Origin of the sequence: Bacillus safensis FO-36b (genome assembly GCF_000691165.1) — a bacterium.
In the GTDB taxonomy this organism is placed as follows: domain Bacteria; phylum Bacillota; class Bacilli; order Bacillales; family Bacillaceae; genus Bacillus; species Bacillus safensis.
The window spans coordinates 82,338-107,228 of record NZ_ASJD01000006.1; the positions used below are offsets into that span (position 1 = coordinate 82,338).

A 24,891-nucleotide genomic window follows, 5' to 3' on the forward strand; every position below is an offset into this window, starting at 1 on the left:
TTCCTCCCTACATGGCAGATGGGAAAAACCCTCGATTGATGACTTCTTGCTCGACCTGCGTCATTGTCTGCCCGAATAAATGAATCAGTTCATCCATCTCCTGCTGCGTAATGGAAAGCGGCGGTGCGATCATGACCGCTGCACCTCCCACACCATCCTCTCCAGCGCTTGCTGGGTAAACAAGCAAACCATTTTGCTTGGCCGTCTCCACAACTAAATGCGTCATTTGAGCATGGGCAGGAAATGGTGTTTTCGATAATCGGTCTGCGACAAACTCAATGCCAATGAGCAGTCCCTTTCCTCTCACATCCCCTATGATGGAATGTTTTGTTTGCAAATCCTTTAAAGCATTCATTAAATATCGGCCAGACAGATCAGCCCGTTCTGAAAGCTGGTGTTTTTTCATGTATCGAATGACAGCCAGTGAGACGGCTGCTGAAAGCGGGTTGCCGCTATAAGTGTGGCCTGCCATCACAGAGCCCGAACCGCTGAGAATCGGTGCAATCACATGATCCGCTGAGACAGCTGCTGCAATTGGTGAATAGCCGGCGCTCATGCCTTTTCCGAGTACCATAATATCTGGTACGACGCCCCAATGTTCCATGGCAAACATTTTCCCAGTTCGTCCAAAGCCTGTCATGACTTCATCTGCAATCATTAAAATATCGTTTTCCTCACAAACTCGCTTCATCGCCGCAAAATATCCATCTGGCGGAACAAGCGCCGCGCCCGCTGCTCCAACAATCGGCTCTGCAATAAAAGCCGCAATCCTCTCTTTTCCTATACGCTGGATGACAGTTTTAAATTCCTGTACATACCATTCGACCTGCTTGCTTTCTTCCTTTGGCAGCCACGAACGGTAGCTGTATGGCGGAGACAGCACCGGGTGTTTTTCGAGCAGTGGTTCAAAGCGCTCTCTCCTTGCAATATGCCCTGACATCGACAGCGCACCGAGTGTGATGCCATGATAACTCATCCATCTTGAAATGATGTGATTCTTCTCAGCCTTCCCCTGCTCCTGCCAATGCTGAATGGCAATTTTCATGGCGGTCTCTGTTGCCTCTGATCCGCTTCCGACAAAAAAAGACCAGTTCAGGTTCCCTGGGCAGAGCGTACTCAATTCATAGGCAAGTTCTTCTGCTGGTTCATTTGTGAATTGTGATCTGTACGTAAAGCTCACCTTTTCCGCTTGCTCTGTCATGGCATCAATGATGTCTCGTATGCCATGTCCAATACTTGCCGTGACAGCACCCGATGAGCCGTCTAAATATTTTTTCCCGTCCCGATCATATAAATAAATCCCCTCTCCTTTCACAGCCACAGGATAATGCTGATTCAACATCGGTTTGATTAAGTAATCCCGGGTCTCCACTTTGTCATTCCTCCCTCTCTCGTCAGCAGCTGCATCTTTCTTTTTTCATGAATCGCAAGAAAATTTTGTATACTTGTTATAAGATTAGCTTAATCAAGAGGGCAGTCATCCTCCATTCGCCACATGCCCGAATTTCACACGTATTTTTTATACATCGTGTATAAGAGTGTTCAAAAGGAGGTCATGAGTCTATGGCGATTCTCGTCAAAGATGCACTCTCGCTCGATATCATGAAGGAAACAAAGCTGCTTGCTGGGGAAAATGGACTGGACCGTCTCATTCAGTGGGTGACCATCGTGGAAATTATCGAAGATACTTCAAGGCTTTCAGAAGGAGAGCTGCTCGTCACAACCGGCTTTGGGCTTGCAGACAATCAGGAAAGGCGCACCCGGCTTGAGGAGCTGATTCAATCTCATCGTCTATCAGCCATTGCGATTTATAAAGGCGTATACTTAACAGAAATTCCGGCATCACTGATCGAAGCTGCCAAAAACAGCGGCATTCCACTCATCGAGATTCCTTCACATGTCAACTTCTCAGACATTACAAAAGCCGTCCTAGAGCAAATCGTCAGCAGCCAGCTCCATCAGCTTAAATATTCTTCAGCCATTCACCAAAGACTGACCCATTTAAATGTCAGCAATAAAAATGTCACACAAATTACAGATGAGCTGGCACACCTCACTTCGGCGAACATCGTTGTGCTTGATGTTTTTTTACATCAAACAGCAGCTCATCTCATAAAAGATGAAGTGACGTACGCTCCTGCTTTTGGCTTTCTGACAGATCATGAACCAATCGAAACGACGCCTCTTCTCAAGCAGGCTGAGGAGAAAGGAAGGCTCGTTTATGACACGTGCGGTGCGTTTGTCCTCGCTGCATGTCCAGTGATTGCGATGGGCGATATTTTCGGATTTATTGTATCTTTAAAGAAAAAGGATGCGTGGCATCATCTCGACGCGATTGCCATCGAGCATGCCGGGGCGGTGTATGCGATTGAATGGCTGAAGCAAAAAGCCATTCAAGATACAGAAAACCAAATGCAAGGTCATTTGTTAGATGATATTTTGCAGCAGCAGTACACAGAAGAAAGCTATGTGGTCGAACAAGCAACAAAGCTGCAATACGATATGAGCGATGAGCAGGTGGTCATCTACTTTCAATTTCAGCATCAGCATACACAGCTCGATCACCAAATGATGCAGCGCCTGTCTCAATTGCTCACGTCGATATTTGAACGCAGACATATTCCTTTTTTACTTAAAACAAGGCTCGATTCCATTTTTGTTCTTACGCCAGCAGGAAAAAAAGCATTTCAAGAAGCGGAGTGGTATCGTGCAGCAGAGGAGTGCCGGAGCACTTGGTCTTATTTTTTTCCCGTCCATCCGATTGTGATTGGCATCGGGAGAGCCTATGACCAGATCGGTCTCTTTTCAAAAAGCGCGAAGGAAGCACAGTATGCAGCAAGGCTTCTTCCACTTTTAAAGACAGACGAATGCATCATTCATTATCAGAAGCTCGGTTTATACGGGATGCTGCTTGAAATGAATGAAGCGGGTATGAATTTGCATGACTTTTACGTGGAGCTGTTAAGTCCCTTGCTTTATACGAAAAAACAGGGGGCTGACCTGATCCATACACTCGAAGTGTATTTGACACACAATGAAAATATTCAAAAATCTGCGGGGGAATTGTTTATTCACAGGCATACATTAAGCTATCGCTTAAAACAAATTGAAACGAGAACAGGCTGCAGCCTCAAATCCACGGATGACCGGATGAAGCTGCAGCTCAGTATCATGGCGTACCGCCTATCTGGTCTGCTTGATCAGATGAGAACCATTTCATGATTCATTCGGCGTTTTCACCCATAGATTCATATCTTCAATTTTGTCAAAAATATAGCAGTTGTTTTGGAAACGCCCGGTATACGTATAGCCGAGCTGATAAAACACTTGGTTCATTCCATAGGACAGTGCACGTGCGAGAGAATAAAAGACATAGATGTGCATGGATTGAAGTTCTTTTTCGAGTGCTAGAATCAAATGATGCATGAATCCTAGTTTTCTGTATGATGGAAGGGTCGCACAATCTGTTAATTCCGCATGACCATACGGCGCATTGATTTCAGCGGATGCCGCACTCACAATGTGCCCGTCATGTTCAACGGCATAAAAGACGGTCCCTTCCTCCATCACCTTTTGGATGTAATCTGGCTCATTCATTGGCGTAGGATACGTTTCAAAAACGGTATCATAGAGCTTTGCCAGCTTGTGAATATCCTGCGTATCCGCTTTCCTCATCACATACTCATCCTGCCAAGTGCCTTGGTCTTTTTTGAGAGGCTTTTTCTGAATAGACGCAACAATTTCATCTTCCTTCAGCCAATACGGGCTGTTCATCCGATCCTCCGTCAGAAAGAGCGACATGCCGTACGCATCACTTCCAAGGAAATAATGAGAAAACACGCCTTCAAGCCGAAAGCCTTTTTCTAAAAAAAGAGGCATATGCTCACGCCTGACTTTCACAATGACCTTAGAAGCCTTGCAGTCTGCCGCTTCCTTTAGAACCGACTGAATCACATCCCGCACCCTGCCGCTGTAGTCATCCAAACGGATGCGCTCATTAAATGAATCAATACAGATCGAGGCAGAAAAACGCTCGTTTGCAAGTTCCTTCAATTGCACCATATACTCATCCTCTCTTATAAATCAGCTAATAAATAAAATCCAAATGGAAAATGAAACAATGACGATACCAGAAAAAATCGACATGATCATATACCTAATGGCTGAGCCTTTTTTGGCTTTGTTTTGCTTTCTCGCTTCATACATGATGAGATTGGAAAACAGTATAAATAAAATAAGTAACACAATTGCAAATAGAATGATTCCTTGAATGACCATGCTGCCTCCTCATAAACTCGTCATCCCATACTACTTCTTCATATTCAATCATCATCCCTTCTCATGAACAAAAAACACCTTTCCATCTCGTCAGATAGAAAGGTGTTTTGATTAAACGTTTTTCCCTGCAGCCTTCAGCGCACGGGCACCGATGTCACGGCGATAAAATAGACCTGGCTGTATGATTTCTTCAACCGCTTCATACACTCTTGATCTTGCCGCTTCAAATGTGTCGTCAAATGCGGTTACATTCGCTACACGGCCGCCATTTGTGACGAATTGATCGTTTTCTTTTTTTGTTCCTGCGTGGAAGGTCACAACATCAGAGACAGTCGTTTGCAAGGCACCGATCGGCGTCCCTTTTGCATAGTCCTCAGGGTACCCTTCTGATGCTAGAACCACACTGACAACTGCAGTGTCTTTCCACTGTAAGTCCACATCTTTTCCATCAAGAATATCGAGGAAGACTTGGACTAGATCTGATTCAAGACGAGGGAGAACCACCTGCGTTTCAGGGTCGCCAAAGCGTGCATTGAATTCAATCACCTTTGAGCCTTCTGGTGTCAGCATTAAGCCCGCATATAAAATGCCTGTAAATGGACGCCCTTCCTGCACCATCGCGCGAGCTGCCGGTTTGACGACATCTTCCACCGCTTTTTGGACCACTTCATCTGAAATTTGCGGAACTGGTGAATAAGCGCCCATCCCGCCGGTATTCGGCCCTTTGTCATCTTCAAAGGCCCGTTTGTGATCCTGCGCAATCACCATCGGGTACACCTTTTCTCCGTTGACAAAAGCCATGAGTGAAAATTCTTCGCCTGTTAAAAATTCTTCGATGACAACAGATGCACTTGCATCGCCAAACTTTTCATCCTCTAAGAAATCATGCAGACAATCGACCGCCTCTTCCAGCGTCATGGCCACTGTGACGCCTTTTCCTGCGGCAAGCCCGTCTGCTTTAATGACAATCGGCGCACCCTTTTCTTCCACATATGCTTTTGCTTCTTCAAACGATGTAAAGGCAGCGTAAGCAGCCGTCGGGATATCGTAATTCTTCATTAAATCTTTTGCAAATTCCTTTGAGCCTTCAATGACCGCGGCTTTTGCATTCGGTCCAAATACTTTTAGACCTGCTTCTTCAAATGCATCAACGACACCTGCGATTAAAGGAACCTCTGGACCGACAATGGTTAAGCCGATCTCGTTTTCTTTTGCAAAACGAATTAATGCCTCATGATCGCCTTCGTCGATTGGTACAAGCTTCGCAGCATCTGTCATTCCATCATTTCCGGGTGCGACAAATACTTGGCTGACAAGTTCACTTTGCTTCACTTTCCATGCGATGGTATGCTCTCTTCCGCCTCTGCCGATAATTAGTACGTTCACACTGTCATCCCCTTAATGTTTGAAATGTCTAACGCCAGTGAAGACCATGGCGATGCCGTATTCATCTGCTTTTTGAATCGATTCTTCATCACGAATAGATCCGCCTGGCTGAATGATCGCTGTGACGCCTGCCTTTGCAGCAGCTTCCACTGTATCGCCCATTGGGAAGAATGCATCAGAGCCTAGTGCGCTTCCTTTTGCCTTTTCACCTGCTTGCTCAATGGCAATGTTAGCTGAGCCCACACGGTTCATTTGACCAGCACCGATCCCTGCTGTCATTTGATCTTTCGCAAGGACAATCGCATTTGATTTCACATGCTTGACGACTTTCCAAGCTAGCTTTAAGTCTTTCCATTCGTCTTCTGTTGGTTCTCTTTTCGTTGGAATAGAGATGGTTGCTTCCTCTAATCCGTACGTGTCAATATCCTGAACAAGCAGTCCGCCATGGACACTTGTCAGCTGCTTTTCTTTTTTCCCGAGATCCGCTTCTACATCTAATGTTAATAGACGAAGGTTCTTTTTCGCCGTTAACACGTCAAGGGCTTCTGGGCTGAACGATGGGGCGATGACAATTTCTAAGAAAATCGTATGCAGCACGTCAGCTGTTTGTTTGTCTACTTCACGGTTAAGTGCCACAATGCCGCCAAAAATAGAAGTTTCATCTGCCTTGAATGCTCGGTCAAATGCTTCTGCAATCGTTTCTCCTGTACCAACGCCGCACGGGTTCATATGCTTCACAGCGACAGCTGCCGGCTCTGTGAATTCACGTACAATTTGGAGAGCTGCATCTGCATCTTTGATATTGTTGTAGGAAAGTTCTTTTCCATGTAATTGCTTTGCAGTAGCCAAAGAACCTTTGGCTGGAAGAGCATTTTCATAGAAAGTCGCCGCTTGGTGCGGGTTTTCTCCATAACGAAGGGATTGTTTTTTCTCAAACGTGACAGTGAACTGTTCTGGCTCTGTTTCGCCCACAAAGTTTGTTAAGTAATCCGCAATCAGAGCATCGTATGCAGCCGTATGACGGAATACCTTGGCAGCGAGCTCACGTTTTTTCTCGAGTGACACGCCGCCTTCTTTGATTTGCTGGATGACTGTATCATAGTCACGAGGATCGACAATCACTGTGACGTCTTGGTGGTTTTTTGATGCCGCACGAAGCATTCCCGGTCCGCCAATATCAATGTTTTCAATTGCTTCTTCATATGTCACATCGTCTTTTGAAATCGTCTCTTTGAATGGATAGAGATTCACGACAACAAGATCAATCGGCTGAATGCCATGCTTTTCAATCTGTGCCATATGCTCATCGTTTTCTCTCACTGCTAAAAGCCCGCCATGAATGTTCGGGTGAAGTGTTTTGAGTCGTCCATCCATGATTTCAGGGAATCCAGTGACTTCAGAAATCCCAATGACATTGATGCCGTTCTCTTGAAGAAGCTTGTGTGTACCTCCAGTTGAAATCACTTCAACGCCAAGTTCTGTTAATTCTTTCACAAAAGGTACAAGATTCGTTTTATCGGAAACACTGATTAATGCGCGTTTGATCGTCATGCCTTCGTCACCTCATTAAGATAATTCTAAAAGTGATTTGATCACTTTTGGATATAGTGTGTGTTCTAGTTCATGCATTCTTTTTTCAATCGATTCAAGCTCTTCCCCTTGTTCGATATAAATCGCGGCTTGGTCAATAATCGGGCCGGTATCCATACCTTCGTCGACAAAATGGACAGTGATTCCTGCCACTTTGACGCCTGCTTGATAGGCTTGTCCAATGGCATCCAGTCCTGGGAAGGCTGGCAGCAAGGACGGGTGGATATTGACAATTTTCCCTCTGAATGCTTCAAGTAATGTCGGACCAATCAGTCTCATATACCCAGCAAGGAAAATCCATTCCACTTCATGCAGCCTAAGCTGTTCAATGATCGTTTGTTCAAAAGCGGCTTTATTCGGAAAAGCCTTCGGGGTAAAGGCAAAGGAGGGAATGCCCTCTTTCTCAGCACGCTCCAGCACCTTTGCACCCGGTTTATCACAAATCACAATGGCGGCCTCTGCCTGCCACTGTTCTTTTTTTAATGTATCCATAATGGCTTGAAAATTCGTCCCGCTTCCAGAGGCGAAGATCGCAAACTTCTTCATGAGAGGCTTCCACCGCCGAATGTGACACCTTCTCCTTTTTGAACACGGCCGATGAGAAATGCTTTCTCTCCGTCTTCTTCAAGTCCTCTGATCACTTCGACAAGGTCATCTTCTTTTACCGCTAAAACAAAACCAATGCCCATATTAAACACGTTGAACATTTCTTCAGCCTTTAACTGTCCTTTTTCTTGAATAAAGGAGAAAATTGGCGGTACTGGCCATGAGCCGTTATCAATCTCAACGCCAAGCCCTTCAGGCAGCATACGCGGTAAATTTTCAATAAAGCCGCCGCCTGTCACATGTGCCATGCCGTCAATCTTGCCGGCTTTCACTTGTTTGAGAACAGGCTTCACATAAATTTTGGTCGGTTCAAGCAGCTCTTCTCCAAGCGGTCTTGTAAAAGGTTCATACGTTTGATGCAGATCCAGACCAGCGTCTTCCAGCAATACTTTACGAACGAGGGAGTACCCATTGCTATGAATTCCGCTTGAGCTGAGTCCAATAAGCAAGTGCCCCTCTTTAATGCTCTCTCCTGTCACGATTTCATCCTTTTCAACGACGCCTACTGAAAAACCAGCAATATCATATTCATCTTCTGTGTAAAGACCCGGCATTTCTGCTGTTTCTCCGCCGACAAGCGCTGAACCAGACTGCTCACAGCCGTCAGCCACACCTTTGACGATTGATTCAATTTTTATCGGATCTGCTTTACCAACTGCTAAGTAATCTAAGAAAAAGAGCGGCTCTGCCCCTTGTGCCAGCACATCGTTGACACACATTGCCACGGCATCAACACCGATCGTATCGTGTTGATCCATTAAAAAGGCAAGCTTTAATTTTGTTCCGACACCATCTGTTCCTGAGACAAGAACGGGCTTTTTGTATGGCAGCTCAGATAAATCAAACATACCGCCAAATCCGCCTAGAGCACCCATGACGCCTGCTCTTTTTGTACGTTCTACGTGTGTTTTCATTCGTTTGACGGCTTCGTATCCTGCTTCGATGTCGACACCGGCGTTTTTATATGCTTCTGACATCCCATTCACTCCTTTTAGCTGCTTCTCTTCCATTTATTTTCAGCAGAATGAAAGAGCAGCATATCAAATCATCTTGACTGCTGCTCCTTTATTCGATTATTTCGTCAGTGCTGTTTCCTTCACATGCGGAAGAACAGTATCTTCATAAATTTCAGTCGGATATTTCCCAGTAAAGCATGCTAAACATTGACCGCGCTGCGGATCATCATACTTCCTGCCAATCCCGTCCATTAAACCGTCTACAGATAAAAATGCAATGGAGTCTGCACCGATTTCCTGTCTAATTTCTTCCACTGAATGAGAAGAAGCAATCAGCTCTTCATGTGTGGACGTATCAATTCCATAAAAACATGGATGTGCGATTGGCGGTGAACTAATGCGCACATGGACTTCCGTCGCACCCGCTTCTCTTAGCATCGTCACAATGCGGCGGCTCGTAGTTCCGCGTACGATGGAATCATCCACCATCACGACACGTTTTCCTTCGACGACCCCGCGCACAGCTGACAGCTTCATGCGCACGCCCTGCTCACGCAATGCTTGAGACGGCTGAATAAACGTCCGGCCGACATAACGGTTTTTAATCAAACCGAGCTCATATGGAATACCTGTTGCTTCGGCATATCCAATTGCTGCAGAAATACTCGAATCTGGTACACCTGTCACGACATCTGCTTCGACATGCGCTTCCTCGGCAAGCTTTTTGCCAAGGTTCTTTCTCGCACTATGCACGTTGATGCCGTTGATATTGCTGTCAGGTCTTGAGAAATAAATGTATTCCATGCTGCACATGCTGCGGTTAATGTTCATGGAGAAGCGTTCAGATTTCAGGCCTTCATCATTAATGATCAGCATTTCGCCAGGCTCCACATCTCGTAAATACGTGGCACCGACAACATCAAATGCACATGTTTCAGAAGCAACAACATACGCGTCCCCAAGCATACCAAGTGAAAGCGGACGTAAGCCGTTCGGATCAAGTGCCACAATCATTTCTGTTTCCGTCATAATTAAGAAAGCATATGCGCCTTTAAGCATGGACAGGGCATTTTTGATCTGCTCTTTCAATTCAACATAGCCGCTGCGCTTAATTAAATGAGCGAGCACTTCAGTGTCAGAAGATGTTTGGAATATACTCCCCTGGTTCTCTAGCTGCTGCTTTAATTGCGTTGCATTCACTAAGTTCCCATTATGAGCAAGCGCAAGACTGCCGTTGTTTTGCGAGCGGAAGAAGAGGGGCTGCACATTTTCAAAGCCGCCTCCGCCTGCTGTCGCATACCGAACGTGTCCGATCGCTCCTTTGCCTTTCAGATCCTTTAGCTCACCGTTTTGAAAGACTTCCGTAATCAGTCCAAGGCCTTTATGTGCCGTCAGGTTTTCACCATCTGTTGCAATGATTCCCGCACCCTCTTGTCCGCGGTGCTGAAGACTATGCAATCCGTAATATGTGATTTGCGGGGCTTCTTCGTGTCCCCAAACCCCAAAGACGCCACACTCTTCGTTTAAGCCTCTGATTTCAGCAAGCATGGGATCGCTCCTTTCCATGCGCGTTCAAGCTCGTTGACCGCTGCATGAATCCATTGTTGTCCTTCTTGATTTTTGACAGTGAATACACCATCATTTGTGACCGTTCCAACTTCTTTCGCATCTTTGACAGCCGCAGCAAATGCTTCGCGGTGCTCTGGTTTCACTGTAACGACAAAACGTGACTGAGTTTCACTGAATAATGAAGCTTCGCTGTTTAAATCAATTTGGATATGAGCGCCAAGACCATCTGTTCCAAATGTACTTTCAGCAAGTGCAACACCAAGACCGCCTTCAGACACATCGTGTGCTGATTGAACAAGTCCGTTTTGAATCGCAGCAAGAAGGGCTTCCTGACGCGTGAGCTCTACATCCAAATCAATTTCCGGTGCTTTTCCGTAAATACGGCCTTCTGTCATCTTTTGAAGCTCACTGCCTGCAAATTCTTCCTTCGTCTCACCTATGATGAAAATCACATCGCCAGCCTGCTGGAACGACTGCGTCGTAATATGAGCTGTGTCTTCAACCAAACCAACCATTCCAATGACTGGTGTTGGGTAAATCGCTGTTCCATTTGATTCGTTATATAAAGAGACGTTACCACCGATAACTGGTGTGCTTAGCTTGCGGCACGCTTCGCTAATACCGTCAGCAGATTTTTCAATTTGCCAGAAAATTTCTGGTTTTTCTGGATTACCGAAGTTCAGGTTATCTGTTACTGCAAGCGGACGAGCGCCTGAGCACACAATGTTACGTGCTGCTTCTGCCACTGCGATTTTCCCGCCGACTTCTGGATCAAGGTAAAGATAACGTGCGTTACAATCGGTTGTCATCGCAAGGGCTTTTTTCGTTCCGCGGATTCTTAAAACGCCCGCATCAGAGCCTGGTGCAACGACTGTATTTGTCCGAACCATGTAGTCATATTGATCATAAACCCATTCTTTACTTGCAATTGTTGGCTGCTGAAGGAGCTGCTTTAACGTGTCGGCTGCATCTGCGATAGCAGGTGCTTCAACTTTTGTTTCTAAAAACTCACGATAGTATGCAGGCTCACTTGACGGCTTGTGATAAACCGGCGCTTCTTCTGCAAGTGCATCAACAGGAAGCTCACATACCACTTCACCTTGATGAAGTAAACGAAGCATTTTATCGTCTGTCACATGACCGACTGATACCGCTTCAAGATCGTATTTTTCAAAAATATCAATGATTTCTTGTTCACGGCCTTTTTCAATGACCAAAAGCATTCTTTCTTGAGATTCAGACAGCATCATTTCGTATGCGGACATGCCTGTTTCACGCTGCGGTATGAGATCTAGATTCATCTCGATACCAGAACCTGCTTTACTCGCCATTTCAGCACTTGAGCTTGTTAAGCCAGCCGCTCCCATATCCTGAATTCCAACGAGTGCATCGTTTTTGATGACTTCAAGGCACGCTTCAAGCAGCAGTTTTTCCATGAACGGATCACCGACTTGAACAGCTGAGCGTTTTTCTTCTGATTCATCAGAAAATTCCTCAGATGCAAATGTTGCACCGTGAATCCCGTCACGTCCCGTTTTGGCACCAACGTACATGACCGTGTTGCCGACACCTTTTGCCTGCCCTTTTTTGATGTCCTCATGGTTGATTAATCCAACACACATCGCATTTACGAGCGGGTTGCCTTCATAGCTTTGATCGAAATGAACCTCTCCGCCGACTGTTGGAATTCCGATACAGTTTCCATAGCCTGCGATCCCTGCCACTACTTCTTCAAACAAGTACTTCACGCGCGGTGAAGTCAGTTCACCAAAACGAAGAGAGTTTAATACAGCAATTGGACGCGCACCCATGGAGAATACATCACGGATAATTCCGCCGACACCTGTCGCCGCTCCTTGATACGGTTCAATTGCAGATGGATGGTTATGTGATTCGATTTTAAATACAACCGCTTGGTTGTCTCCAATATCAACGATTCCAGCGCCTTCCCCAGGACCTTGAAGGACGTGCTCTCCTTTTGTCGGGAATTTGCTTAAAACAGGCTTTGAGTTTTTATAACTGCAATGCTCTGACCACATGACAGAAAAAATGCCCGTTTCTGTGTAGTTTGGCAGCCTGCCAATAATGGATTCGATTAAAGCGAATTCTTCATCACTCAATCCCATTTGCTGATACAATTTCTCTTCTTTAATTTGCTTGTGACTTGGTTCAAGCAGTAGTGACATGAGTGTCCCTCCAATTTTTCACGATAGATTGAAACAATTTAAGTCCGTCTGCGCTGCCTAGTAATGAATCAACCGCGCGCTCAGGGTGCGGCATCATGCCGAGTACATTGCCCTCTTCATTCGTTACACCTGCAATACGATTCACACTGCCGTTAATATCGTCTCCATAAGTGAAAGCGATTTGGCCGCGTTCAATGAGCTTCGCTAGAGTGTCTTCATCACAGTAGAAATTGCCTTCACCGTGCGCTACAGGAATCTTAATGGATTCGCCTTTTTGATAACCGCTTGTAAATGGCGTTTCGTTGTTTTCTACAATGAGTTCAACTGGACGACAGATAAATTTCAAGTCTTTATTTCGTCTCATCGCACCCGGAAGAATGCCAAGCTCCTGAAGAATTTGGAACCCGTTACAAACACCAAGAACAGGTTTCCCTTCCTCAGCTGCTTTTTTCACCGCCGGCATGATGTTTGAGAAGCGGGCGATCGCACCACATCTTAAGTAATCCCCATAAGAGAAACCGCCTGGTACGAGTACACCGTCAAATCCGTCAAGACTCGTTTCGTCGTGCCATACATATTCAACTTGTTCACCTAGCTCATCTTGAATCGCATGGTACATATCGATATCACAGTTAGAGCCAGGCAAGACGATCACTGCAAACTTCACTGTGCGACAACCTCCTCCACCTCATAGCGGTAATCTTCAATCACCGTGTTGGCAAGTAATTTTTCGCACATTTCTTTGACGACTGTGTCTAAATCACGATCTGATTTTTCAATGACAAGCTCCATGTATTTCCCGATACGGACATCCTTTACTTCCTGATAAGACATGCTGTGCAAAGCGTGCTGCACGGCACTTCCTTGTGGATCAAGAACGCTCTCTTTTAAGCTGACAAAAATTTTCACTTTATACATGTTTATGGCCTCCAAGTCTTTTGAAAATTTCTTCGTATGCATTCGTTAAGCCGCCCAGGTTTCGTCTGAACACGTCTTTATCAAGCTTTTCGTTTGTATCTTTGTCCCAAAGCCTGCACGTATCAGGTGAAATCTCATCAGCTAGCAAAACACGATTCTCGTGATCTATTCCGAATTCAAGCTTGAAATCAATTAAATTCACATGGCAGTCTGAGAAGATTTGCTTTAACTCTTCATTCACTTGTCTTGTGATTGTTTTCATTTCCTCGACCTGCTCTGGTGTCGCTGCATCTAAAATGCGAATATGATCTTCTGTAATGAGCGGATCGCCGAGTGCATCATCTTTGTAGTAGAACTCAATCAAAGGTGTGTCCAGTTTTGTTCCCTCTGGAATGCCGAGGCGTTTTGACATACTGCCTGCCACTACATTACGTACAACCACTTCAAGCGGAACAATCTGCACCTTTTGAATGAGCTGCTCTGTTTCAGAAAGACGTTTCACAAAGTGATTGTTGATCCCTTTCTCATGAAGCATTTGAAAGATTAAGCTCGAAATTTCGTTGTTCAGTCTGCCTTTACCTTCGATTTCGGCTTTCTTTTCGCCGTTAAATGCTGTAGCTGAGTCTTTATATTCGACATATAAAATATGCTCGTCATCGGTCTGATAGATTTTTTTCGCTTTGCCTTCGTAGAGAAGTTCTTGTTTCACAGTCATTCAGGTTGGCCTCCTAATTTGAATGTTGGCAATTTTCAGGATTGGGCGCCTGGCAAGCAGGCGGCCCATTTCTTACGCAAGACCTAGACGTTCGAAAATCATATCGACATTTTTCAAATGATAGTTGTAATCGAAGCAGTCAGCGATTTGTTCAGGTGTTAAGCGTGACGTGATTTTTTCTTCTGCTTCTACTAATGAACGGAACGGCACTTGTTTCTCCCACGCTTCCATCGCCTTTGGCTGAACCGTGTCATATGCCTCTTCACGTGCCATGCCTGTATCGATTAATGCAAGAAGAACGCGCTGTGAGTAAATTAAGCCAAGTGTGCGGTCCATGTTGCGCTTCATATTTTCAGGGAAAACCGTTAAGTTTTTCACGATGTTTGAGAAACGGTTGAGCATATAGTTCAGTGCAATCGTTGCATCTGGTAAAATGATGCGCTCAGCAGATGAATGAGAAATATCACGCTCATGCCAAAGCGGTACATTTTCATAAGCAGTCAGCATATATCCACGGATCACGCGGGCAATTCCTGTCATATTTTCAGAGCCGATTGGGTTACGCTTATGCGGCATCGCTGATGATCCTTTTTGTCCTTTTGCAAAGAACTCTTCTACTTCACGTGTTTCACTCTTTTGAAGACCACGAATTTCAACAGCAAATTTCTCAATGCTCGTTGCGACTAAAGCTAGAGTAGCCATGTAATCTGCATGGCGGTCACGCTGCAAGGTTTGGGTTGAAATTGGTGCAGCTTTGATGCCAAGTTTCTCACATACATATTGCTCAACAAACGGGTCGATGTTCGCATATGTGCCAACAGCTCCAGAGATTTTGCCGTATTCAATACCAGCTTTTGCTTGTTTAAAACGTTCTAGGTTACGCTTCATTTCCTCGTACCAAAGAGCAAGCTTCAGGCCAAATGTTGTCGGTTCAGCGTGTACACCGTGTGTACGGCCCATCATGACGGTATATTTGTGCTCTTTTGCTTTTTCTTTTAGTATGTCAACAAATCTCTCAATGTCCTTGAGCAGGATATCGTTCGCCTGTTTTAATAGATATGAAAGCGCCGTATCCACTACGTCTGTCGATGTTAACCCGTAATGAACCCACTTTCTTTCTTCTCCTAGAGATTCAGATACAGCACGCGTAAAGGCAACCACGTCGTGGCGCGTGTCCTGTTCAATCTCTAAAATACGTCCAATATCAAAGCTTGCATTCTTGCGCATGGTCACAACGTCTTCTTTCGGAATGACGCCAAGCTCTGCCCAAGCTTCACAAGCGAGAATTTCTACTTCAAGCCATGCATTAAATTTGTTTTCCTCTGTCCAGATTGCTGACATTTCTGGTCGTGCGTAACGTTCGATCATTTCCCGTTTCCTCCATCTCTTTCAGTCCATATCTTTGTGATGTTTGTCATCCACTCATCATCGAGCTGTTTCATAAACGTCATATGCCCCATCTTGCGGCCGGCTTTTACTTCATGCTTTCCATATAGATAAAGCTTCGCTTCTTTGAGAAGCTCAGGATGCTCTTTTGGAATGTCCACTTCATCGCCTAATAAATTCACCATCATTCCCTCTGACAAAAGGGCTGTACCGCCAAGCGGCAAACCACATATAGCGCGGACATGCTGTTCAAACTGACTTGTCTCACATAAATCGAGCGTGTAATGACCAGAATTATGCGGGCGCGGTGCCAGTTCATTGACGAGCAGCTTTCCGTCATTTGTCAGGAACAGTTCTACAGCAAGAGTACCAACCAGCCCCAGCTTTTCAGCCAGTGTTGTTGCCAGTTCTTTCGCCTTCTCCTGAATGCGGTTCTCTACCCTTGCAGGCACAATGCTTTGGAACAAAATATTATGCTTATGAATGTTCTCAGCGACTGGGAATACTGCAATCTCTCCATGAACAGAACGAGTAACGATCACTGATAGCTCCATTTGGAATGGAACCCAGCTTTCTAAAATACAAGTTCCATGTGTAAGCAGTGCAGCTGCTTCCTGAAGCTGTCCTTTTTCTTTCATGACGTACTGTCCTTTTCCGTCGTAGCCGCCTCTGCATGTTTTCAGCACGGCTGGCAAACCGAGCACGTCCACTGCGTCTTCCAGCTCTTTTTCATCATGAATGATGCGGTAAGGCGCTACTTCACAGCCTGCGTCTACAATTCCTTTTTTCTCGGTCTCACGATTTTGAGTTAGAAGAAGAAGGTCGCTTCCTTGTGGTAAATAGGCTTCTTCCTTCAGCTGATTGAGTGCATCATAATCAATATTTTCAAACTCATAAGTCACCACATCGCTGATTTCTGCCAGCTTTCGAATCGCTTCAAGATCACTATATGCGGCTGTGATTTCTTTATCGGCAACCTGTCCGCAAGGAGATTGTGCGACTGGATCTAGAACTGCTGCCCGGAACCCCATTTGCTTTGCGCTGACAGCCATGTATCTGCCAAGCTGTCCGCCGCCAATGATCCCGATGGTTGCGTTTGGAAAAATGGTCTGCTTAGCCAAGCTGATCACTGCTTTCTAGTACAGTCTGTTTTGTCTGCTCTCTTCTTTCTTCAAGACGAGCTGCGACCTTTTCATCAAATGCTGAAATCATTTGTGCGGCAAGAAGGCCTGCATTTGTTGCACCGGCTTTGCCAATTGCTACTGTAGCAACTGGTACACCGCCTGGCATTTGAACGATGGATAATAAGGAATCCAGCCCGTTTAGTGCTTTTGATTGTACAGGCACACCAATGACCGGCAGTGTCGTTTTTGCTGCGACCATCCCCGGTAAATGTGCTGCGCCTCCAGCACCGGCAATGATGACCTTTAGTCCTTTACCTCTTGCTTCAGTCGCATATTCAAACATCAAGTCAGGTGTCCGGTGTGCGGATACCACCTGTTTTTCATACGGAATGTTTAATTCCTCTAAGATGTCGCACGCATTTTTCATTGTTTCCCAATCAGATGTACTTCCCATGATGACACCTACAAGCGGCTTCATTTTGTCCCCACCTTTAAGCTGTTATTCGATTTTGTATCGTTTGACACGCTTCCCAAACCTAAGCAGCTTGTCAAACGCCGAACAAAAAGACCCGGTCTGTATTGCAATGTTAGGAAGCAACACAAACCGGGCCATGGTAAGCGCTGTTCGCTTTTGAAACGCCATGTCAGTTTTGTTCACTATCCTGCATAGTCCAGTCATTTACGGTAACTGGGTAGAAACTTATGGGCCATATTCCCAAGATTATATGAGGCTCGTGTTTTGATTTCATGTTTATCTTAACAACGGATGTTCATGATGTCAACGGATTTATCGAACAATCTATGAAGTCGTCGTTTTAATGTTCGGATTTAGACTATTTTTCCTTCAAATACGATTTTTTTCCCAATCGGAATGATCTGAATCGACCCATTTTCCTTCTTTTCTTGAAAAATCGGTTCCTCCATTCGACGGACAGGCGAGTAGCCTTCCGCTGCCATCTGGGACAACACTTGATCAATCGTCATGTTGTCTTCCACATAGAATTTTTTCTTCTTTGGTTTTGCGGTCATTCTTTAATTCTCCTTTTCTTCACAGCCTTCACCCAGAAGCCGCCGTGAATCGATTTGGGCTCATATGAAATGATAAACGCCTTTGAATCCAGCGTCTTAATCGTTTCATATAATTGCAGTTCATATTTCCTCGGTGTTAAAATTTGCAATGCTGTCCGGTCTCCTTCAAGACCGCCTGCTACCCAGCTGGTGACACCATATCCTTTTTCTCTCAATTGTCTTGGGAGATCGACATCCAATTCTTTTGTGATCACGTTAACAGTTGTGTAGCCAAGTGCCAGCTTCTCTTCAATTTTCATCCCGACAATGATCCCCATTCCATAACCTAGCGCATACGCAATGACATTTTGTATTTGATCTAAGTTATCTAGAACGATACTTAACCCAATGACATAAATGAGCATTTCGATCGTACCCGCAAAAGCAGCTGCGTACCGTCTGCCTTTCATTGTTAAAATTAAACGCATGGTGGAAAAAGAAACATAAACAATATTAATCACTAAAATGATTAAAACCATGGTGAACGCATTGGATAAAAGTTGTTGAAGCACGATTCGAACCCCCTGCACTAAAAAATCAAATAAAGCACCCCATATTCTACTAGAGAACATACCTTGATACAATCAAATTTACGCGATCAAAACACATATATCTTTCGACAACAAGGATGGTGTTTGTTACCAAGAGTTTACCCGTTTTTTTCTCTTCTCAACATGAAAACCCCCTTTTTCAAAAAAGGAGGTTTTCAGTGTGTTTTATCCAAATCGAACAGGAACAAGTGATGGAATCAAATACTCCCCGACTATGCCCCAGAGCAGCGCAATAATGACAAGCTCAACCAATAAAAAGACCCAGCCCGCATACATCAAATCTCCTCGTTTGGCATCATGCTCCGACTGAATCGAGCGAAAGAGCACGACCGCAATCAACTGAAGGCCGACAAACATCATCACGGATAATATGACGGTCACATATGGAATATTCAGCATGGCAAATACAAGCCAAAGGATGGATAAAACCAAAACCGGAACAAGCGCAGCACCAAACTTCATGATCACTTCTTTCAGTGATATGTTTCCTTTTAGCATGTACTTTCCGAGCAGCCAGACGGTAAGCATCATTAATGTCAACAAAATAAGTGTAAAGACCGCTACCTTCAAAAAGGCGTCGCCAAAAGAATAATGAATGCCAAAGCCTAATAAACGGGTCTTTGACGCCTTTAATTGAACATAGTTGCCTAAAGCAAAAAACACGCTGAATAACACAATCGAGATCCAGGCGTACTTCATACGCAATGTTTCCGCTTGATTGATGGCCCGGCTCGGTGATTTTAACATCGCCAGTCCATATGAACCGTAACGCTTAAACGCGCCTCCTGCACCTTGCAGTATACGCTGGATAGCTGAACGCCCATCATCCGCTGACTTTGAGGTTCTTCCACGTTTTGCAGCGCTTCGGCTGAGGCGGGATTGCCTTGTTTCTTGATCTATTGATGACTCTTCATTTTTCTTTTCAGATGTCCCCTGATCTTGATCTTTCTCTAACATCTCATATCAACTCCTATCCAATCCTTACAGGCTCAAGTAAATGATCTGTTCGGATGACTCCTCTTAAAGTAGCGGAGTCTCTCTATTCAGTCAAGATTCCTCGACGTTCATACGAATAGACGGATAAAAGGCAGCAGAGGTTTTAAAACGGAGAGAAAATAAGACAAAACAAAAAAGCTGACAGCCTCCATCAGCTTTTTATCACGTTGAAATCCGTCATGAACGATAGTGGCTCCGCTTTCCTTGCTGGACCCGGAGATTCTCCTGATGAGCGGGGAACCGAGTCTTTTTGGTCGTATCGACCTGTGTAATATGTCCATTATGAATGGTGATGACCACTGATCCATAGTCGATCCCTTTTAAAGCAGATAAAATGTAATTCAGCTTTTGTTCATCCATCGCTCATCCCCCTATTTTTGTTTTCGCTCTTTTAAATAGAGAACCTCATTTTCCAGCTCATGAATCGTATAATGCATGAGCGCTTCCTGTTTTTCTTCATGCCCCCATAAAAGGAGCTTTTGAATCAGCACCTGCTTTTTTCGTTCAATCACCTGTCTAAGCCAGCGTGACAAAAGACATCTCCTCCCCTTTTAAATGTCTACAAGAAAAAAAGGCACCCTGAAACCTTCTATTAAAAAGGAAATCAAAGCGCCTTTGGTGATCCAATCAGCGAATTATGTCTTTTTATCATAAACACATAATTCCTATAAGTCAACTATGTTTTGATTTTTTTAACAAAAAAAACAGCAGCTTCTATGAGCTGCTGTTTCGGATGTTCAATTAATGATTTAAGAAAGCAAAATATAGAATAAAGATGACAAACAACCCGTACATAATTGGATGCACTTCTTTCGCTTTCCCTTTAAAGATCATGGTGATTGGGTAGAAAATAAAGCCAACCGCAATCCCTGTTGCAATACTGTATGTCAGTGGCATCATAATCATCGTTAAGAACGCTGGTACCGCAATTTCAAAACGATCCCATGCAATCTTCGCCAGCGGAGCGACCATCAGTGCACCGACAATGATCAAAGCAGGTGCTGTCACATTCGATGTAACGATGGATAAAAGCGGTGAGAAGAACATTGCAAGCAAGAAGAAAATGCCTGTGACGACCGCTGCAAAACCAGAACGCGCACCAGCAGCTACACCTGAGCTAGATTCAACATAAGATGTTGTTGTAGATGTACCAAGAACAGAACCTACAACAATAGAAGAAGAATCCGCCAGCAGTGCTCTTCCTGCACGAGGCAGCTCATTATTTTTCATTAAACCAGCCTGCGTTGCCACAGCCACAAGTGTACCAGCTGTATCAAAGAACCCAACGAATAGGAACGTTAAAATCACGACAAGCATTTGAATCGAGAAAATTTCTGGCAAGTGAATCAAGGCTTGACCAAAGGTTGGGGACAAGCTTGGAATACTTCCCACAATTTGAGATGGTACTGGCACAAGACCAAAGATCATCCCAGCAATAGCTGTCACGAGCATTCCAATGAAGACACCTGCATTCACTCGAAGAACCATTAAAATAACCGTCACAACGATACCAAACACCGTTAACAGAACAGGACCACTATGAATGTTCCCAATCGAAACGAGCGTATTATCATTATTGGCGATAATGCCAGAGCCTTGCAGACCGACAAACGTAATGAACAAACCAATACCTGCACCAACTGCCAGCTTCAGCTCAGCCGGAATGGCATTAATGATTTTTTCACGGAAACCTGTTAAAGAAAGAGCAACGAAAATCAATCCTGAAACAAACACACCTGAAAGTGCTGCTTCCCATTTGATGCCCATACCAAGCACAACCGAAAAGGCGAAGAACGCATTCAGACCCATACCGGGTGCTATCGCAATCGGATACCTGGCGATCAATCCCATCAGAATACACCCTGCAGCAGAAGCTAACGCCGTCGCTGTAAAGACTGCTCCCTGATCAATACGTAATTTATCTGGAAAATCCGGTACCGACACTAATGCAAGTGTGATCGGATTGACAAACAGAATATAAGCCATCGACAAAAATGTGGTTAAACCACCGATGATCTCTCTGCGGTAATTCGTACCTAATTCATCAAACTGAAAAAACTGTTTCAAGCCAACTGACTCCCTTCATGTCCTTTTGCTTTAGCCTGCCCCATTCACTAGTCAAATAAAAAACGCCCCAACAATTTTGGGACGCTTGACTACATATGTGAATTCAGACTGTGACATAAAACAAGAACAATGCATGATTTATATCAAACGAGTGTGAATTGACGTAGTCAAGCCATTTACGGTAGCTTGGTAGAAACTTGCGGGCCATATCCCCGCGATTATACGACTTCTATCTATTTGATTTCTGTGTCTATTGTACCAACTTCATTTTTAAAACACAATACGAAAAGCGAACATTTTTCAAAGAAATGTCCGCTTCATTCGTCTTATTACACGAATTTGGAAAATCACATCTAGTTCTTTATACACCCTTCCCCAAATCCTTCTCTTTTGCAAAAACCGCTTCGGCTACACGGAAAAACTCTTTCACTGCCGGAGAAGCTTGAGAGAGAGACGGACAGGCGAGCGCAACCTCACGATGATGAGAGACATTCAGCTGGCGAATATGCACAAGCTGCTGCGTTTTTAAAAATAACTCCGGACCTATCGTGACGCCAAGTCCTTCTCCGACCATACGGGCAATGGTCGTACAATCATGAACTTCAAATAAAACAGCTGGCTTCATTTGCGCCTCCGAAAAAATATCCTCTACATGTGATTGATACATGCCAGTCGGCATAATAAATGGTTCACCCGCCAAATCTGTTATATCTACAATGGGCTGCTGTTCATATCGATGATTTGGGTGATAGGCGACCACCATCTCATCTTTCATAAGTGGCAGTAAATCAAAAGCTTCATCCGCATGGCCTTTTACAACAAATCCAACATCAATGATGCCAGAATCCAGCCACTCCAATATTTCTTCATACGTTCCCTCATAGAATTTAAATTCGATTTTTGGATGTTTTTTCTGATAGCTTACAAGCAGCTTAGGCAATAAACAAGCAGAGGCACTGGCAAATGTGCCGATACGAATCATACCTGTTTCAATATTTTTCGTTAACGCAATTTCTTGCTGGATTTTCTCGACTCTATTTAACACTTCTCTAATATGCGGGAGAAGGGTCTGACCAATATCCGTCAGCATAATGCCCTTTTTTCGGTCGCGAATGAATAAAGACACACCCCACTCTGACTCTACATTCGCCACTGCATGACTGACAGCTGACTGTGTCATATTTAATGCTTCAGCTGCTGCTGTAAAACTGCCAAGCTCCACTACTTTTGCAATAATATCAAAACGAACAAAACTCATGAGTATTTACTCATCTCCTTCATGAAAAACATCAATTTTACTTATGTTAGCACGGAATTTAAACTAAAGACAACGCATCAACATGAAGGAAGGGTTCAAAATGAAAAACACATCTCATCAGCTATTGATTATTCTTTTAGCTGTCGGTTCATTTGTCACAGGCACGTCAGAATTCGTCGTGTCTGGCATTCTAGATATCATTGCTGTTGATTTACACATTTCTATTCCTGCTGCCGGACAGCTCATCACCGTCTATTCTCTTTTTTATGCAGTAGGCGCTCTCTTTTTAGTCATGGCAACGTCGAAACTAAACCGAAAAAAGGTTTTGTTATCAGCTATTTTTGTGTTTATTTTAGGCAATATGCTCGCCTTTTTCAGCCATCATTTTGTGCTGCTCCTGCTATCTCGCGTCATCATGGCCATGAGCGGCGGCTTATATATTGTCGTTGCCACGAATTATGCAGCGCAGATCGCCCCGCCAGAAAAAAAGGGAAGTGCAATGGCGACCGTCATCACTGGATTCACCGTTTCACTCGTACTCGGTGTGCCGATCGGAACATTTCTATCAGGTCATGTGGATTGGCACTATATTTTTCTCATTATTGCACTAGGTACTGCTTGTCTCTTCATGCTTCTTTATCAATTGCTGCCACGCATAGAAGGACATTCTCATCTGCCATTGAAGCAGCAATTACACATCCTTCAAGACCCCAGGGTGATCAGCGGCTTAGCCACAACCGTCTTTTGGATCTTAGGCTACACGATGGTCTTTGCTTATATCTCTCCTTTATTGCGACAGACCGCCGGCTTTTCACTTGAAATGACAAGCATGGCCTTGCTCTTCTTAGGCATTTCTGCTTTTATTGGCTCACGCTTTGGCGGCTTTGCCGTCGATCAATGGGGACCAAACCGAACCATCACGATCAGCATCATGATCCAGATGTTCGCTCTCTTTGCCTTATTCTTTACGCAATTCTCTACAATTAGCGTCTTGATCACACTCGCCATTTGGGGCATCGCCACATGGACAACAACACCAGCGAAGCAATTTTATCTGATCTCCCTTAAACCCCAAGCATCAGAAACCGTGCTGAGCTTTAATACAGCGATTATGAACATCGGCATGATGCTCGGATCGTCAATGGGCGGCGTGATTATACAGTATACAAATGTAACAAATTTAAGTTGGATTGGTGGATTAGCTAGTTTTGTGGCGTTGATGTTGATCGGGTATTCCTTTTATTTACACGAACGTGCCCAACGAAAGACACCGGAAAACCAATAGAAAACATTTCAATTTTTGGTATGATGGAAGAAACTGAGTTAAAAAGAGTTTTCCACTTTGTTTCTATTCGAAGAACCCACGTGTGCTAGCTGTCAGAAGAAGATAGAAGGAAACGAAGAAGTTTACGTCAAGCTGATCTACCCAAAGAGACGAGGGATGACAGAGGTGAAGGCTTGGCTGAGGAATGAAGGGGTTTTTTATTGTAAGGCATGTTATGGAAAAGCTACATAAAAACAAGCATTTCAATTGAAATGCTTGTTTTTACTTTCTACTTTTTTTATTTCCGCTTACTACGAAGTTCAATGAGCGCTAGTTTATTGTCATTGAAAAAGAACTCCAGAATGAGACCGTTTGATTGATCTTGATATTGTATACCTCTGCTATACCCTTCGACAAACCAGAGCTTTTTGAATTGATCTCCATATGTTTGTATCACAGATGAATAATCGTCTCCAATAGTGATTCCCTTAGATGTTTTGAGTTTTTTCTGTTTTGACTGATTGTAAATAGATGTAACTCGATGATGTTGATCAACTGATACTACAAAATCTTGATTTTCTTTTTCCATATAGACCCTCTGTTTAGGATGGGAGAATTGAGTATTCTCCACAAAAGTATGATCTCTCTCAAATTTCTCACCGATCTTAAAATGACCTAGCGATTCATTTGTTAAAGATACAGAGTGAAAATTAAAAAACATAGCCACCCAAACAAATAGTGCGGTTCCTCCTAAAATAGACCCTACAATCACTAACACTTTAGAATGGATGATTCCCTTTTTAAACAAATAGATCGCTAAAGATACGATGATCATTACGATGACGATCATCATTAGAAAAATGCCCATTTCAATTATCCTCTTTTGCTTTTAATCGAATTCTGTTTGTGAATTATTCCCACAATCATATTCTCATATTATACCAAAGCATTACACAAAATCGACCAGTACAGG

At 44.2% G+C, this 24,891-nt stretch carries 26 protein-coding genes and 2 riboswitches; of the genes, 3 read left to right on the top strand and 23 right to left on the bottom strand.

What is annotated here, in order from left to right; genetic code table 11:
* Window positions 1-7: 7 nt before the first annotated feature.
* The gene (locus BA81_RS13555; protein ID WP_024426693.1) at window positions 8-1,372 is read right to left on the bottom strand and encodes an aspartate aminotransferase family protein; all 1,365 of its coding nucleotides are present in this window, start codon (window positions 1,370-1,372) and stop codon (window positions 8-10) included.
* A 191-nt stretch (window positions 1,373-1,563) separates the two neighbouring features.
* On the opposite strand from BA81_RS13555, the gene BA81_RS13560 reads away from it, so the two are divergent.
* Window positions 1,564-3,222 (top strand): PucR family transcriptional regulator, encoded by a 1,659-nt coding sequence (locus BA81_RS13560; protein ID WP_034282831.1) that lies wholly within the window; start codon window positions 1,564-1,566, stop codon window positions 3,220-3,222.
* On the opposite strand, the gene ablB is transcribed toward BA81_RS13560, so the two are convergent.
* From ablB to BA81_RS13660, 21 genes are all read right to left on the bottom strand, one after another.
* Window positions 3,217-4,062, bottom strand: coding sequence for a putative beta-lysine N-acetyltransferase (ablB, locus tag BA81_RS13565; RefSeq protein WP_034282832.1), 846 nt, complete (start codon window positions 4,060-4,062; stop codon window positions 3,217-3,219). The genes BA81_RS13560 and ablB overlap by 6 nt on opposite strands.
* A 21-nt stretch (window positions 4,063-4,083) precedes the next feature.
* A complete protein-coding gene (locus tag BA81_RS13570; RefSeq protein WP_034282834.1) occupies window positions 4,084-4,278 on the bottom strand; it encodes a hypothetical protein in 195 nt (64 codons plus the stop codon).
* A gap of 111 nt (window positions 4,279-4,389) precedes the next feature.
* Entirely contained in the window at window positions 4,390-5,664 is a 1,275-nt protein-coding gene (gene purD / locus BA81_RS13575; RefSeq protein WP_034282836.1) for a phosphoribosylamine--glycine ligase, read from the bottom strand.
* A gap of 12 nt (window positions 5,665-5,676) precedes the next feature.
* Window positions 5,677-7,215: a bifunctional phosphoribosylaminoimidazolecarboxamide formyltransferase/IMP cyclohydrolase gene (gene purH, locus BA81_RS13580; protein WP_034282837.1), complete on the bottom strand. Its 1,539-nt coding sequence runs from the start codon at window positions 7,213-7,215 to the stop codon at window positions 5,677-5,679.
* A 15-nt stretch (window positions 7,216-7,230) separates the two neighbouring features.
* A complete protein-coding gene (purN, locus tag BA81_RS13585; RefSeq protein ID WP_024424512.1) occupies window positions 7,231-7,800 on the bottom strand; it encodes a phosphoribosylglycinamide formyltransferase in 570 nt (189 codons plus the stop codon).
* Window positions 7,797-8,837: a phosphoribosylformylglycinamidine cyclo-ligase gene (purM, locus tag BA81_RS13590; RefSeq protein WP_024424511.1), complete on the bottom strand. Its 1,041-nt coding sequence runs from the start codon at window positions 8,835-8,837 to the stop codon at window positions 7,797-7,799. The genes purN and purM overlap by 4 nt, the downstream gene beginning before the upstream one ends.
* 96 nt (window positions 8,838-8,933) lie before the next feature.
* Entirely contained in the window at window positions 8,934-10,364 is a 1,431-nt protein-coding gene (gene purF / locus BA81_RS13595; RefSeq protein WP_024424615.1) for an amidophosphoribosyltransferase, read from the bottom strand.
* Window positions 10,340-12,571 (bottom strand): phosphoribosylformylglycinamidine synthase subunit PurL, encoded by a 2,232-nt coding sequence (purL, locus tag BA81_RS13600; protein WP_034282838.1) that lies wholly within the window; start codon window positions 12,569-12,571, stop codon window positions 10,340-10,342. Before purL ends, purF begins: the two co-directional genes overlap by 25 nt.
* The gene (gene purQ / locus BA81_RS13605; RefSeq protein ID WP_034282840.1) at window positions 12,555-13,238 is read right to left on the bottom strand and encodes a phosphoribosylformylglycinamidine synthase subunit PurQ; all 684 of its coding nucleotides are present in this window, start codon (window positions 13,236-13,238) and stop codon (window positions 12,555-12,557) included. Before purQ ends, purL begins: the two co-directional genes overlap by 17 nt.
* A complete protein-coding gene (gene purS, locus BA81_RS13610) occupies window positions 13,235-13,489 on the bottom strand; it encodes a phosphoribosylformylglycinamidine synthase subunit PurS (protein WP_003214349.1) in 255 nt (84 codons plus the stop codon). The genes purQ and purS overlap by 4 nt, the downstream gene beginning before the upstream one ends.
* The gene (gene purC, locus BA81_RS13615) at window positions 13,482-14,204 is read right to left on the bottom strand and encodes a phosphoribosylaminoimidazolesuccinocarboxamide synthase (RefSeq protein ID WP_034282841.1); all 723 of its coding nucleotides are present in this window, start codon (window positions 14,202-14,204) and stop codon (window positions 13,482-13,484) included. The genes purS and purC overlap by 8 nt, the downstream gene beginning before the upstream one ends.
* A 72-nt stretch (window positions 14,205-14,276) precedes the next feature.
* The gene (purB, locus tag BA81_RS13620) at window positions 14,277-15,572 is read right to left on the bottom strand and encodes an adenylosuccinate lyase (protein ID WP_008355754.1); all 1,296 of its coding nucleotides are present in this window, start codon (window positions 15,570-15,572) and stop codon (window positions 14,277-14,279) included.
* Window positions 15,569-16,711 carry a 5-(carboxyamino)imidazole ribonucleotide synthase gene (purK, locus tag BA81_RS13625; RefSeq protein WP_034282842.1) on the bottom strand — a complete coding sequence of 381 codons (1,143 nt, stop codon included), beginning with the start codon at window positions 16,709-16,711 and terminating at the stop codon, window positions 15,569-15,571. Before purK ends, purB begins: the two co-directional genes overlap by 4 nt.
* Window positions 16,704-17,192 (bottom strand): 5-(carboxyamino)imidazole ribonucleotide mutase, encoded by a 489-nt coding sequence (gene purE, locus BA81_RS13630; RefSeq protein ID WP_024424506.1) that lies wholly within the window; start codon window positions 17,190-17,192, stop codon window positions 16,704-16,706. The genes purK and purE overlap by 8 nt, the downstream gene beginning before the upstream one ends.
* A 169-nt stretch (window positions 17,193-17,361) precedes the next feature.
* A riboswitch (purine riboswitch) is annotated at window positions 17,362-17,463 on the bottom strand.
* Window positions 17,464-17,542: 79 nt separating this feature from the next.
* On the bottom strand, window positions 17,543-17,743 hold the full coding sequence (locus BA81_RS13635; protein ID WP_012009137.1) for an NETI motif-containing protein: 201 nt from the start codon (window positions 17,741-17,743) through the stop codon (window positions 17,543-17,545).
* A complete protein-coding gene (locus tag BA81_RS13640; RefSeq protein WP_024424505.1) occupies window positions 17,740-18,294 on the bottom strand; it encodes a DUF2179 domain-containing protein in 555 nt (184 codons plus the stop codon). The genes BA81_RS13635 and BA81_RS13640 overlap by 4 nt, the downstream gene beginning before the upstream one ends.
* 204 nt (window positions 18,295-18,498) lie before the next feature.
* Entirely contained in the window at window positions 18,499-19,290 is a 792-nt protein-coding gene (locus tag BA81_RS13645; RefSeq protein ID WP_034282844.1) for a hypothetical protein, read from the bottom strand.
* A 216-nt stretch (window positions 19,291-19,506) separates the two neighbouring features.
* On the bottom strand, window positions 19,507-19,689 hold the full coding sequence (locus BA81_RS13650) for a YezD family protein (RefSeq protein WP_034282845.1): 183 nt from the start codon (window positions 19,687-19,689) through the stop codon (window positions 19,507-19,509).
* A gap of 11 nt (window positions 19,690-19,700) precedes the next feature.
* Window positions 19,701-19,862 (bottom strand): hypothetical protein, encoded by a 162-nt coding sequence (locus BA81_RS19785; RefSeq protein ID WP_166644707.1) that lies wholly within the window; start codon window positions 19,860-19,862, stop codon window positions 19,701-19,703.
* 208 nt (window positions 19,863-20,070) lie between these two features.
* Window positions 20,071-21,396, bottom strand: a complete 1,326-nt coding sequence (locus tag BA81_RS13655; RefSeq protein WP_034282847.1) for an NCS2 family permease — start codon at window positions 21,394-21,396, stop codon at window positions 20,071-20,073.
* 144 nt (window positions 21,397-21,540) lie between these two features.
* A riboswitch (purine riboswitch) is annotated at window positions 21,541-21,642 on the bottom strand.
* A gap of 115 nt (window positions 21,643-21,757) precedes the next feature.
* Entirely contained in the window at window positions 21,758-22,654 is an 897-nt protein-coding gene (locus BA81_RS13660; RefSeq protein ID WP_034282849.1) for a LysR family transcriptional regulator, read from the bottom strand.
* Between the two features lie 100 nt (window positions 22,655-22,754).
* Here BA81_RS13660 and BA81_RS13665 point away from each other — a divergent pair, with 100 nt between their 5' ends.
* Window positions 22,755-23,939, top strand: coding sequence for an MFS transporter (locus tag BA81_RS13665; RefSeq protein WP_034282851.1), 1,185 nt, complete (start codon window positions 22,755-22,757; stop codon window positions 23,937-23,939).
* Between the two features lie 57 nt (window positions 23,940-23,996).
* Window positions 23,997-24,170 (top strand): hypothetical protein, encoded by a 174-nt coding sequence (locus BA81_RS19945; protein WP_034282854.1) that lies wholly within the window; start codon window positions 23,997-23,999, stop codon window positions 24,168-24,170.
* A 46-nt stretch (window positions 24,171-24,216) separates the two neighbouring features.
* Here the strand turns inward: BA81_RS19945 and BA81_RS13675 are convergent, their stop codons facing one another.
* The gene (locus tag BA81_RS13675) at window positions 24,217-24,786 is read right to left on the bottom strand and encodes a hypothetical protein (RefSeq protein WP_034282857.1); all 570 of its coding nucleotides are present in this window, start codon (window positions 24,784-24,786) and stop codon (window positions 24,217-24,219) included.
* Window positions 24,787-24,891: the final 105 nt, after the last annotated feature.

Excerpts from the sequence above, each read along its gene's own strand:
- purS (WP_003214349.1), bottom strand. The coding sequence starts at position 13,489 with ATGTATAAAGTGAAAATTTTTGTCAGCTTAAAAGAGAGCGTTCTTGAT.
- purL (WP_034282838.1), bottom strand. The coding sequence starts at position 12,571 with ATGTCACTACTGCTTGAACCAAGTCACAAGCAAATTAAAGAAGAGAAA.
- purC (WP_034282841.1), bottom strand. The coding sequence starts at position 14,204 with ATGACTGTGAAACAAGAACTTCTCTACGAAGGCAAAGCGAAAAAAATC.
- ablB (WP_034282832.1), bottom strand. The coding sequence starts at position 4,062 with ATGGTGCAATTGAAGGAACTTGCAAACGAGCGTTTTTCTGCCTCGATC.
- purH (WP_034282837.1), bottom strand. The coding sequence starts at position 7,215 with ATGACGATCAAACGCGCATTAATCAGTGTTTCCGATAAAACGAATCTT.
- purB (WP_008355754.1), bottom strand. The coding sequence starts at position 15,572 with ATGATCGAACGTTACGCACGACCAGAAATGTCAGCAATCTGGACAGAG.
- BA81_RS13665 (WP_034282851.1), top strand. The coding sequence starts at position 22,755 with ATGAAAAACACATCTCATCAGCTATTGATTATTCTTTTAGCTGTCGGT.
- purE (WP_024424506.1), bottom strand. The coding sequence starts at position 17,192 with ATGAAGCCGCTTGTAGGTGTCATCATGGGAAGTACATCTGATTGGGAA.
- BA81_RS13570 (WP_034282834.1), bottom strand. The coding sequence starts at position 4,278 with ATGGTCATTCAAGGAATCATTCTATTTGCAATTGTGTTACTTATTTTA.
- BA81_RS13635 (WP_012009137.1), bottom strand. The coding sequence starts at position 17,743 with ATGACCGCAAAACCAAAGAAGAAAAAATTCTATGTGGAAGACAACATG.
- BA81_RS13560 (WP_034282831.1), top strand. The coding sequence starts at position 1,564 with ATGGCGATTCTCGTCAAAGATGCACTCTCGCTCGATATCATGAAGGAA.
- purF (WP_024424615.1), bottom strand. The coding sequence starts at position 10,364 with ATGCTTGCTGAAATCAGAGGCTTAAACGAAGAGTGTGGCGTCTTTGGG.
- purN (WP_024424512.1), bottom strand. The coding sequence starts at position 7,800 with ATGAAGAAGTTTGCGATCTTCGCCTCTGGAAGCGGGACGAATTTTCAA.
- BA81_RS13650 (WP_034282845.1), bottom strand. The coding sequence starts at position 19,689 with ATGGATGAACAAAAGCTGAATTACATTTTATCTGCTTTAAAAGGGATC.
- BA81_RS13645 (WP_034282844.1), bottom strand. The coding sequence starts at position 19,290 with ATGTTAGAGAAAGATCAAGATCAGGGGACATCTGAAAAGAAAAATGAA.
- BA81_RS13660 (WP_034282849.1), bottom strand. The coding sequence starts at position 22,654 with ATGAGTTTTGTTCGTTTTGATATTATTGCAAAAGTAGTGGAGCTTGGC.
- purM (WP_024424511.1), bottom strand. The coding sequence starts at position 8,837 with ATGTCAGAAGCATATAAAAACGCCGGTGTCGACATCGAAGCAGGATAC.
- BA81_RS13675 (WP_034282857.1), bottom strand. The coding sequence starts at position 24,786 with ATGGGCATTTTTCTAATGATGATCGTCATCGTAATGATCATCGTATCT.